General features: G+C 37.1%; 11 protein-coding genes. 8 read left to right on the top strand and 3 right to left on the bottom strand.

Annotated elements, in window-relative coordinates; genetic code table 11:
- Nucleotides 1-25 precede the first annotated feature (25 nt).
- The 5 genes from proB to H5126_RS06295 all read left to right on the top strand — a co-directional run bounded on the left by proB (nt 26) and on the right by H5126_RS06295 (nt 4,608).
- Nucleotides 26-1,129, top strand: coding sequence for a glutamate 5-kinase (proB, locus tag H5126_RS06315; RefSeq protein ID WP_024597326.1), 1,104 nt, complete (start codon nt 26-28; stop codon nt 1,127-1,129).
- Between the two features lie 101 nt (nt 1,130-1,230).
- Entirely contained in the window at nt 1,231-2,205 is a 975-nt protein-coding gene (locus tag H5126_RS06310; RefSeq protein ID WP_182695723.1) for a GGDEF domain-containing protein, read from the top strand.
- A 56-nt stretch (nt 2,206-2,261) separates the two neighbouring features.
- Complete coding sequence (locus H5126_RS06305; protein ID WP_002961611.1) at nt 2,262-2,621, top strand: glutaredoxin domain-containing protein; 360 nt, start codon at nt 2,262-2,264, stop codon at nt 2,619-2,621.
- A gap of 39 nt (nt 2,622-2,660) precedes the next feature.
- Nucleotides 2,661-4,145, top strand: coding sequence for a glutamate--tRNA ligase (gene gltX, locus H5126_RS06300; RefSeq protein ID WP_182721375.1), 1,485 nt, complete (start codon nt 2,661-2,663; stop codon nt 4,143-4,145).
- A 163-nt stretch (nt 4,146-4,308) separates the two neighbouring features.
- Nucleotides 4,309-4,608, top strand: a complete 300-nt coding sequence (locus H5126_RS06295; protein WP_154903479.1) for a 2OG-Fe(II) oxygenase — start codon at nt 4,309-4,311, stop codon at nt 4,606-4,608.
- A gap of 16 nt (nt 4,609-4,624) precedes the next feature.
- Here H5126_RS06295 and H5126_RS06290 read toward each other — a convergent pair whose 3' ends face one another.
- Nucleotides 4,625-5,017, bottom strand: coding sequence for a hypothetical protein (locus H5126_RS06290; RefSeq protein ID WP_154903480.1), 393 nt, complete (start codon nt 5,015-5,017; stop codon nt 4,625-4,627).
- 104 nt (nt 5,018-5,121) lie between these two features.
- A complete protein-coding gene (locus H5126_RS06285; protein WP_182721376.1) occupies nt 5,122-5,991 on the bottom strand; it encodes a CPBP family intramembrane glutamic endopeptidase in 870 nt (289 codons plus the stop codon).
- 113 nt (nt 5,992-6,104) lie between these two features.
- On the opposite strand from H5126_RS06285, the gene H5126_RS06280 reads away from it, so the two are divergent.
- The 3 genes from H5126_RS06280 (at nt 6,105) to H5126_RS06270 (ending at nt 9,276) form a co-directional block, all read left to right on the top strand.
- Nucleotides 6,105-6,806, top strand: coding sequence for a DUF3581 domain-containing protein (locus H5126_RS06280; RefSeq protein ID WP_182716070.1), 702 nt, complete (start codon nt 6,105-6,107; stop codon nt 6,804-6,806).
- Nucleotides 6,807-6,982: 176 nt separating this feature from the next.
- Entirely contained in the window at nt 6,983-8,230 is a 1,248-nt protein-coding gene (locus tag H5126_RS06275; RefSeq protein ID WP_182721377.1) for a DEAD/DEAH box helicase, read from the top strand.
- A 59-nt stretch (nt 8,231-8,289) separates the two neighbouring features.
- Entirely contained in the window at nt 8,290-9,276 is a 987-nt protein-coding gene (locus H5126_RS06270; protein ID WP_182711497.1) for a sensor domain-containing diguanylate cyclase, read from the top strand.
- Nucleotides 9,277-9,382: 106 nt separating this feature from the next.
- Here the strand turns inward: H5126_RS06270 and H5126_RS06265 are convergent, their stop codons facing one another.
- The gene (locus tag H5126_RS06265; RefSeq protein WP_182711498.1) at nt 9,383-11,662 is read right to left on the bottom strand and encodes a hypothetical protein; all 2,280 of its coding nucleotides are present in this window, start codon (nt 11,660-11,662) and stop codon (nt 9,383-9,385) included.
- Between the last annotated feature and the right edge of the window lie 139 nt (nt 11,663-11,801).

Here is an 11,801-nt window from a genome sequence, read left to right as displayed (position 1 = left end):
TTAATTAATCAATAGTAAAAAGCACATGCAAAGGGAACAGGTAATAGTTGTAAAGCTTGGTACAAGCGTACTAACTGGCGGCACCGATAAGCTAGACAAAGCACATATGGTTGAATTAGTACGCCAATGCTGCGAGCTTAAAAAGCAGGGGCATCAGGTTATTTTAGTGTCGAGCGGCGCGGTAGCTGCTGGGCGCGAACAACTATTAAAACCCTGTGGCAGAAGCTTAATTGATAAACAAATGCTTGCTGCAATTGGACAAGGTCAACTTATTCATATTTGGCAGAGCTTGTTTGCTTTATATGGGGTAAATGTAGGGCAAATGCTGCTTACCCGCGCTGATGTAGACGACAGAGAGCGCTACCTTAATGCCCGCGATACACTCAATGCGTTATTAAATTACGATGTTGTGCCCATCATTAACGAAAATGACGCAGTCGCTACCAGTGAAATAAAAGTAGGCGACAACGATAATTTATCGGCACTTGTTGCTATTTTGGCTAATGCTAATAAATTATTGCTACTTACCGATCAAGAAGGGTTATTTACCAGCGATCCTCGCACCAATGCCGATGCCACCCTCATTGGTGAAGTAACACATATAAACGATGAGCTGCGCCAACTTGCTGGTGGCAGTGGTACAAACTTAGGTACTGGCGGCATGGCAACCAAATTACAAGCAGCCGACATTGCAAGGCGTGCAGGCGTTGAAGTCATTATTGCTAAAGGCGCTGGTAAAAACGTTATTTTAAAATGTATGAGTGACGAGTTACCTGGTACACGCTTTTTAAAACTCACCGCCCCAAAAGATGGCCGTAAAAAATGGCTACTAGCTGGGCCTAAAAGTACCGGCCAAATTGTTATAGATGCAGGTGCTATTAGTGCCCTTCAAAATAAAGGTGCAAGCTTACTTGCTAAAGGCGTTACTAATGCATTTGGACGTTTTGAAAGAGGCGATTTAATTGATTTAATAGATACTAAAAATCAAGTAATTGCACGTGGCTTAACGCGTTTTAGCAGTACCGAGGTAAATAAAATCAAAGGCGCACACTCAAATCAAATAGGTGAGTTACTTGAATACGATAGTGGTGCAGAAGTATTGCATCGCGACGACTTAGTATTACTTTAATACCTATTCTAAAGGATTAGTTAATAAGTATTACCTCATAACTTAGTAAATTCATGAGTATTGTCTAGACTAATAAAAGTTTAATTAGTTTAGGCAGTGTAATGAAGGCAAATAAGTGTGGGCACGAATGGATTATTAAGCTTACCCAGCAAGAGGAAGAAAGTGATTTAGATAGCGCATTAATACAAATAATTAGCGACTTGCTCGAAGTTGATAATTTTGCCATTTACGTCAATAAAAATTTTTCAGCCCCCATACCCCCTACTCTTATTAATTCAAACAGTAATTTAGAGCAATTAAGCCCAGATGAAGCATCATTGTTATTACAAAAGGTCACTCAAAATAAAATTAGGGTGAGCTATGCCTTTAGTAGCACATCAAGTTACGTGCCTATTTATCATTTTGGAAAAGTAGTCGGCACTTTATTAATAGAAACCGAGCAAGAATTACCAGAACGAATAACTATGTTAGCTGTACATATTTTAAATATTTATGCTAATCAGCTTGGGCTATTATATAAGTCGCGGTTAGATCCACTTACAGAGCTTTTAAATAGGCAAACATTTGATAAAAAAGTAATTGAGATTGTATCGGGTAACGGTTTTTTGTTACCAAGAAATGATAACAATAAAAAGCGACGTTGGTATTTAGCTATTGCCGATATCGACAACTTTAAAAATATTAATGATAACTACGGGCATGTAATTGGCGATGAGGTTATTTTACTTGTTGCACGGCTACTAAAAAATAATTTTAGGATTGAAGACTATGTATTTAGGTATGGTGGTGAAGAATTTGCAATGTTATTTCAAGCAAAAACAGAGACTGATGCACACGTTGCACTTAACCGGTTACGCCTTAATGTTGCCCAATACCCTTTTCCACAAATTGGCCAATTAACCATTAGCATTGGTTTTTTAGAGTTAGTGAGTATTGATACTGTATCGAGTATTGTAAATCAGGCTGATTTAGCGCTTTACTACTCTAAAAATACTGGCCGTAATAGAGTTACCTCCTACAGTGAATTAGAAGTTAATAACGAACCAAAGATAGATAATAGTATTGAGCTTTTTTGATTGTAAATTTGTGCTAAAATCTGGCTCCTTAAATTGTTGTAAGCAGAGCACAGAACATGAAATTAGTTCGTTGGTTTTTAGGTTGTATAATCTTATTCTTTAATTTTGTATTTACTCCTCGCAGTAAAAAGCGTGCAAGCGACGAGCAAGCACAGCTTGATCAGCAAACCTCACAATTTAAACTGTACCAATTTAAAGCATGCCCGTTTTGTGTAAAAGTACGCCGCGCTATTAAGCGCGAAGGCTTAAACATAGAAACGCGTGATGCAAAAAATAATGAGCAATATCGTCAAGAGCTTCTTGAGCAAGGCGGCAAAGTTAAAGTGCCTTGCCTGCGTATAGAGAAAAATGGCCAAGTACAATGGCTGTATGAATCAAACGATATTATTGCTTACTTAAACAAAGTAGCTGCATAAACCACTTTTATTATCTCACTTATTTAAAGAGAATTTACCATGACAATTCGCACCCGTGTTGCCCCGTCGCCAACTGGTGACCCGCATCTTGGCACCGCTTATATCGCCTTATTTAACTACTGTTTTGCTAAACAACAAGGCGGTGAATTTGTACTTCGTATAGAAGATACAGACCAAGTACGTAGCACGCCAGAGTCTGAACTTGCGATTATGGATAGCTTACGCTGGTTAGGGCTTGAGTGGGATCATGGTCCTGATGTGGGTGGCGAATTTGGTCCTTACCGTCAATCTGAGCGTAGCGATTTATATAAAAAATACGCGCATCAGTTAGTTGACGATGGGAAAGCGTTTTACTGCTTTGCAACAAGCGAAGAGCTTGATCAAATGCGTGAAGAGCAAATGGCAGAAGGCTTGCGCCCTAAATACGACGGTCGTGGTTTAAACCATACAGATGAAGAAATTAAAGCAAACTTAGCGGCAGGCAAACCTTACGTTATACGTATGAAAATCCCAAGCGAAGGCACATTTAAGTTTAACGACTACCTACGAGATGAAATTGAGATCCCGTGGGAAAACGTAGACATGCAAGTGCTTTTAAAAGCGGATGGTTTCCCAACGTACTTTTTAGCGAACGTAGTTGATGACCACCATATGCAAATTAGTCATATTTTCCGTGGCGAAGAGTGGATTAACTCAGCACCTAAGTTATTAAAACTTTATGAAGATTTTGGTTGGGAAGCGCCGGTACTTGGTCATTTACCATTACTACGTAACCCAGATAAATCAAAGCTGTCTAAGCGTAAAAATCCAACGTCTATTAACTACTATAAAGAAATGGGTTACCTACCAGAAGCCGTGCTTAACTACTTAGGTCGTATGGGTTGGTCAATGCCAGATGAGCGTGAAAAGTTCACACTTGATGAAATGATTGAAAACTTTGACATGAAGCGCGTATCGCTTGGTGGCCCAGTATTCGACGTGGATAAATTAAGCTGGTTAAACGGCATGTGGATCCGTGAAAATTTAACCGACGAGCAGTTAATTCAGCGCTTTGTTGATTGGAAGTTTAACGGTGAAATGTTAGCTAAAGTATTACCTGAGGCTAAAACGCGTATTAATACCCTTTCGGATATGGTTGAGCTGGCAGGGCACTTTGTAGGTGGTATTCCAACTTACGATCCTGCGCTATTAACAGCTGGTAAAGCAGACGAAAACGTAATACGCCAAGCACTACAATTTTTTGTATGGCAGCTAGAAGGCTTACGTAGCTTTGATAAGCCCGCTATTTTTGCAATTGCAAAAGAAGTGGCTACATTCCACGAGCTTAAAATTAAAGACTTTTTAGAGCCAATTTTTGTCGCAATTACAGGCAAAACATCAAGTACGTCAGTGCTTGATGCAATGGAAATATTAGGCTCTGACTTATCACGTGCTCGTTTACGTGTTGCACTTGCTCATTTAGGTATTTCTAAAAAGCAGGCTAAAAATATAGAGCGTGCGTACCGCGAATACCCAAGTGCATAATTACTAAACAATGTACTTTTAAAAGCCGAGCTTAGTAAAATAAGTTCGGCTTTTTTGTTTCAGGCTGTTTAGCTATATGACATCGTATTTTGATATTGTTTAGCCTAAGCATTCATAATTTACTAAATGCTACAATGCGGCATATAAACTCATAGGAGGCAGTATGATTGCACTTGTAAAAAACAAAGCCATTTTTAGCAGTAACACATTTTCGATAAACCTTGTTACTTACCCAACCAATCATAGCGTAATGAACCATATTGACCCTGTGCAGCAAGGGCGCTATTACAAGCTTAATTTTGTATTAGAGAAACCTAAAGCGGGTGGGGTATTTAAATGCTCAAAATGCATTATAAATTTATTTAATCGCGTGTATTTGTTCAGACCCGATAAGTACGAACACAGCGTATCTAAAATCGAGTCTGGAAAGCGTGTACTACTGAGCTTTGCGCTTAATATATAATTTGCACTTTTACTTATTAATAGTCGTAGGCCTGTCCGGTGCATAAAACAGATAGGTCGCAGTACGATACAGAGGTTTCACTACAGGAATTAATAGTAAAAGCATTCCCGCCCCTGCGCATAGCATCAGCTTTAAGTAAATCAATCGCGTTTGATTTAGAGCGATTGTAGCTTACATTATTGTTGCCCATACCGTCGCCATCACAGCTTTCACCTTCTATTCGGCCTAAAAGTGTTGCGCCACTTTCGTGTGCTTCTTGGTCGCTATAAAATTGCTGTAAATCTCTTTTATTAACGTAGGTGCCAATTTCTTGAGATAAAACACCGTTGTCTATGTCTGTATGATAGGTCATTCCTGAACAACCGGTTATTGTGGCCAGCACTGTTATTGCCGCTATAAAACGTAGCATATTTATTAGTCCTTTAATTTATTATTTAAAGTAGTAAATTACTAACAAAATCAAACGCTGGCAATGTTTGCTAACGGGTAAATTGTTAGCATTTGTAAATGTATTTAGATTTTACTGAGCATAGGGTAAGTAAACAAAAAGAAGTGAAAAACGTTCACTAACCAGTGGCATATAATAGCCCATTCTAAACGCAGCGTTTTATAAAGAATATAGCCGTATCCTAAGCCTGCAATAAATGAAACCAATACATAGTTAATTCCTCCAGCAAAATGTGCTAAAGCAAACACTGCAGCAGTCATTATTGGGGCAAGTAACGCTAGGCGAGTAGATGTGATTATTTGGCTAAGTTTGGTTTGTAATAAACCTCGAAATAAAGCTTCCTCAGCTACACAGGTAAATAAAAGATTAATAGCAATAAAGGCTAACCAAAAGTTGGGCACTTTTGGGTTAAAGCTTACAAGTCCAAGTGTTAAAGCCGCAGTGAGCGAAGCTAAAACAGTAGTAATAACTATTAAAATGGGTTGTTTAACGTTTAATGGGCCTGCTTTATTGGAGTCTGCTTTTAAAGCTTTTTTATTCGAATAAAAGTAAGCACAAAGGAATAACCCAGCCATAGCTTTATCAAAATTAGCATAAAGGGTAAAAGCAATCGCATCGCTTGTAATACGCTCATCTATAACAATAGGGAGGTTATTAAAACCAGGCACCCAATGAAGTGCTAATGCCAGTGAGGAAATTATAAAAACAGTACCTAAAATAGCGCGTATTATTGCCCGCTTTGCATTTAGCACACAGTAGTATAAAACAACGTAAAGCCCAGTGCTGAGCAGAGCATACAAATTTATATAACCTTGAAAATACCCACTTAGAACACTTAAAGCCATTAAGTAGTGCCAAAAGGGTTGCCGCATTATTGATATTTTGCAGTACGGAAAAACACATATAATTGATAGCGCTAACAAATAAAAGGTCATTGTTTTTTTATTGCTCTGTTTTATTTAGCCATTAATCTAACAGATTCGACCTCTCAATATTTTTTTTCTGGTAATATAGATAGGTTATAAGCAGTTTAAGCAGTGAACAAACTATGTTAAGTCCTTTTTTTCAGCAGCATGCTGATTATGTTTCTATCTCTCGTGAGCAGGGTTGTCGCTTCGCTAAATGCGTTGCTGACGATTACAATCCACTTCATGACAAAGATGCCAAAAAGTTTTGCGCGCCAGGAGACTTACTTTTTTCATTGGTACTAGACCGCTACGGTATTAGTGAACAAATGGAATTTACTTTTGCCGGTATGGTTGATGAAAACACCAAACTTCATTTCCCTGAGGGAGCCGATGAGTTTGATGTAACCAATGGCGAAAAAGTCATTTTAAAGGTAAAGCGCAGCGGTAAAACCAGCCAATGCCCAGCACTAACTAATAGTCTAATAAAAAATTATGTTGAGTTTTCTGGTACTACCTTCCCGCATGTAATTATCCCATTAATGGGCAAGCAAGAGGTAATGATAAACCCTGCTCGTCCGATGGTAATTTACGAATCAATGCTTATTAATCTTGATAACCTTGATATAACAGCGCCAGTACTTGAATTTGCAGAGCCAAGCTTTGAGTACACTGGTAAGCGCGGAAAAATTACACTACGTTTTAACCTGTTAGAAAACGGCGTTAAAGTGGGTAGTGGTGAAAAGCACATGGTGGTTTCGGGTATTCGCGAATACTGCCAAGCAACAGTTGACGATTTAATAGCGTTTTACAACGAACGTAAAGCGACACTAAAGCCAGCTTAAAGCTACAGCAAATTATAAAAGGCGCTAAATACAACGGTTATTTAGCGCCTTTTTTATTATTTTAGCGCTAAAGCGAAAGAGAGCAATCACGATTAAATACTTTTCTGGACTGGTTAATTTACGCAGTACAGTAATATGCGTACAATAGCGCTCTTTGTTATTTTAAAGCTAAGCCTATGTCTGCCACTACGTTCTCATCACTTAATCTCGACCCGTTATTATTAACAGCGATTGAGCAAAATAATTACACTCAACCAACCGCAATTCAGATTAAAACTATTCCGCCTATTTTAGCCGGAAGTGATGTAATGGGCAGCGCGCAAACAGGTACGGGTAAAACCGCCGCCTTTGTTTTACCTCTATTACATAAGCTTTTAAATACCCCTAAAAAGGATGAGCAAGGCCTTGCCCGCGTTGTAATTTTAACGCCAACACGAGAGCTTGCTCAGCAAGTATTTGCCAGCTTTGAAAAGTACGCACAAGGCACTAATATCATTGGTGCCTTAGCCTATGGTGGTGCAAGTATTGGCCCTCAAATTAAAGCACTTAAAACAGCACAAGTTATAGTGGCAACACCAGGGCGTTTACTTGATCATATAGTTAAAGGCAGTGTGGTACTTTCAAGCGTAGACTCTTTAGTGTTTGACGAAGCCGACCGCATGCTTGATATGGGCTTTATTGATGAAATTAGACGTATATTGCGACATATCCCGGGCGATCGCCAAACTTTACTCTTTTCAGCTACGTTTGATGACAGCGTGTTTGAACTCAGTAAAAAACTACTTAAAAACCCTGAGCTAATTGAAGTTGATAAACGTAACTCAGCTGCGGTTGAAGTAGAGCAAGTTATTTACGCTGTAGATGAAGACCGTAAGCGCGAACTTGTATCGCACATGATTGGCATGAAAAACTGGCGCCAAGTGCTTATTTTTACTCGCACAAAACAAATGGCCGATCAGCTTGCTAAAGAAATGTGTAAAGATGGGTTAAAAACCGAATCAATCCATGGCGATAAATCGCAAGGCGCACGTGACCGTGCACTGCAAAACTTTAAAGAAGGTATTACACGCGTACTTGTTGCAACCGATGTCGCTGCGCGTGGTTTAGATATTTCTACACTTAGATACGTAATTAATTTTGAACTGCCGTACATTGCCGAGGATTATGTGCACCGTATTGGCCGTACAGGTCGCGCTGGTGAACAAGGGCTTGCTATGTCATTGGTAAGTCTTGATGAGCAATGGCTGCTAGAAGAAATTGAAGTATTACTCGATACGCGTTTAACGCCGCAGTGGTTAGAAGGTTACGAGCCTGACTTAAATAAAAAGCCCAAAGATAATCGTAAAAATACGAATAAATCTCGAAAAGATCGCGATAAAAAACGCATTACAGGTAAAAGAGAGCCAAGTAGACGTCGTAAATAATAGCTTTTAGTTTACTTTTTTGCCTATACTGGAGCTATTAAATAGCCGAGGTAAAGTTAATGTTTGAAACTGATAAATGGGCATTCTCTGGTGTTGATGGCCAAATATCTTTGCATAAATGGCAAAAAACAATGGACCTTATCACGGGGCTTTTTTCAGCCCCGTCTGGTTATATAGTTCAGGCAACAAGCAAAGGCTATCGCGTTGTTATTAGAAATAACGAAGGTGGCTCAAGCTTTGAAACCAACCCGATACTTCCCCCTCAAACTCCTCTTTTTTGTCGGCACGTCGCTGAAACTAATAATATTTTATATGTTAATGATGCAAGCAATAACGATGCATGGAACACCCTCCCAGAAGTAGTTGAGGACGGTGTTGAATCCTACTTAGGCTTACCTATTCATTGGCCAGAAGGTGAAGTATTTGGCACGCTATGCTTAAAAGACACTAAAATAACTAGCTACACCGATGAATACTTTGAGCTCATAGAGCAACTACGCGATTTAATTGAAGACGACCTAGCGCTTGTTTACAGCTATGAACAAATGCGCGAAATAGCCATGTTAGACTCATTAACAGATATTTATAATCGCCGAGCACTTAACTTACTAGCTCAGCAAAAGCTTAATTTAGCACTGCGTTTGGGCTTCGACGTATGTTGCTTGTTTATTGATATAAACGACTTTAAAAAATTAAACGACACCTTTGGACATGAAGTGGGTGACAAAGCCTTAATTATATTGGCAGATACGCTAAAAAACCATTTAAGGGATGCCGACATAGTAGGGCGTTTAGGTGGTGATGAGTTTGTTGCAGTAATGCAATTAAGTGATAAAAGCAAAATTAACTACATCATGGATAAAATATCCTCAGAGTATTCAAAAGCTTTACTCAAAGAAGACGTTTGCGATTTATCGCTCAGCATAGGTTATAGCTTTACTAATAAACAAAAGCAGCCTTTTGAAACGCTATTAAATGATGCAGACCACGCAATGTATAAAAATAAACAAGCGTATAAGCTCGCTAAAAAGTTGAACAATAAGTAGGAAAAAAATAAACGTTATTTTCAAAAAAACATCAGCGTTAAATTAACGCTGATGTTTTAATTAGCCTCAATTAAGGTTGAACATTGAAATAGAAAGGATAAATATTTCATAAATTAGCTTTAAAGAAAAAATGAATATTTACTTCAATATCCTCTCCCATATCAACTATGCCTAATTTAAAAGGATTAGATTCGCCTATTTGACATTTAAATAAAGTGTCTTTATCTGATATACAATAAAAACTATCAATAGCTCCGTAGTTTAATTTTAAACAGTAAGCTGTAGTATTATCGGGCCAAATTATTTCTCTATCTGTGAAACTGAAGCCATTATCAACTAGGTATTGCTGTATTCCCCTTGTAATAACTACAGCTTTAATACCAGAGCTTACGCTGGGAAAGTTCTTAGCCTGCGAGCATCCACGCTTTCGTAATATCAAATTAAGCTCATTCATTATATGTTTTGTTAAAATAGAGCCTATATTCCAAAAGTCTGTGTCTATATTGTTGTTTCTTAAAAAAGTTGTTCTAGGTAGCTTTACACTAAATGAAGATATGCTTTCATTTACTAATTTTATTTGCTTCAACCCTATTAAAGTTATAGGGCTATTTTCTATTTCGTCTTCAAATACTTTCTTAATTTTTTTAAAAGCATTTGGGTCTAAATCTCCATTTTTTTCAAGCTCTAATTTATATTCGTCTAACTCTTTTATCATCGTAGCTAGAAGAGTATTTGCTGCATTTAAAACTTCATCAATAGTTAAGTAATGACTCGATATGAAATGGGATACTTCGTTAATTAAGACGATGTTTTTTACAATAATCTCTAACCTTTTAGCCGAATAGATAAGAATACTTAAGTCTTGATATTGGAACTGCTTACAGGAAAATAAAGGTTTTTTATTATTGTAAATGCATTTAATAACCTCATAGATTAGAAGCATCCCTGATGAATGAATTATGTTCTCTCTTGGTGAATCTCCAAAGACAAAATAATCTAACTTTTCTGAATTTGTAATGTGCGAAAATATTTCATCTATCGAACTCGGTAATAGCTCTGATGTAAGGTTGTTAAAATTTGTTTTTATTGGGTTGTTTATATTCCTTATTGTTAGGAGGTGACTCTCTTTATTATGGAAATACAGAAGGAAAGTATATGTTAACTGTTCTGCAGCCTTAACATATGCGTTGTCCCAAACCTCTAGCATAAATTCATCGACCTTTTTGTCATCCTGGACGCCTGCATTTTTTAGGACTAACGTGATCTGAGATTTAGTGACTTTTGATTCATTATTTTTAAATAATTCTTCTAGTTCTTTATGTAGGTTAGTTTTGTATAAGTGCTCACCAATTTTGAAGTGAAAGAAAAAGTAAAAATAAGAGCCATTTTTCTCTCTCTGCCATAATGATTTACAAATATTTTTATAAAGCTCTGTTATGATATGTATATTTTCTTTCTTAGAGTGCCATATCAGAGTTCTCAAATGCTTTATTAAGTCAGGAATGCAAATATTAACTCTGTTCTTAAAATGTTCGAATTCAATTAAAAACCTACCGGATGTAAGCGGTTTATATGTATCGTCCCTTTTGCTCTCAACCCACACTATAATTTCATTTAATCTACTTAAAGATATATCATGTTTTGAATCACCAAGTAGCTGAAATGTTAGATAAGATAAGAAGTTAGCTGTTTTTGTATATTTTTCCTCGGGCGCTGTTTTAGGTAAGCTATATAAAATTTTATGTAGGCTATTAAGATAGGTATTCATACTTTCAATAGATTCATGGATATCTGAACTTTTTAATAAATGCCCAAGATCCCTAGCTTGACTACTTAACTCATTAATTTCTTGTTTTTTGATTAATCTAACTTTTTCAATATCCATTAAAACTGCAATTTCAGTGACTGTGATTTCATCTAAACTCTCAGTTTTTTCTAATATTTTGTCATATATATACGTTGTACTACTCAGGTTCTTAAATACGTATGCAAAATACCTAGAATACATTACTACGACATATGCAAAATAGGTAATGATAGTGATAAAGAGGAACGCTTTTAAAGGTATTGTTAAAAGCTCATGTGCCAAAAAAAAGATTAGCGAAAACAGTAAGTATATTAGTACTTTTGGTACTATTGAATTAGCTTGAATGGGGGCTTTGTCATTTAAGTATTTAACTACACTTTCAGAATCGTACTTGTCTTCCATCCATTGCAATGACTGTTGTGTTAGCGGAAGCGCGATAGCCGTTAGTGTAACTAACACTGTTGCTATATAAGTTATAATATTAGAAATGTTGGAGAGAGCGTTGTTCGCTGTCAACTCTAAACAGCTACCTGCGTATAGTTCACCTATAACTTTGAGTGTTAAGTTAATTGATTCCATTTATCTGATCTCCCTATCCACAGTTATCATTTACAGAAAATTGTTAACGCTCTATCGTTAACAATTAAGTGATAGTACTGCTATATGAATTACTCGGTCAATCAGCAAGTTAAGAGAGGTGAAATTATAGGCTTAATTA

Source organism: Pseudoalteromonas sp. SG45-3, from assembly GCF_014164075.1.
GTDB lineage: Bacteria > Pseudomonadota > Gammaproteobacteria > Enterobacterales > Alteromonadaceae > Pseudoalteromonas > Pseudoalteromonas distincta.
This window is presented reverse-complemented; position numbering and strand designations above follow the sequence as displayed.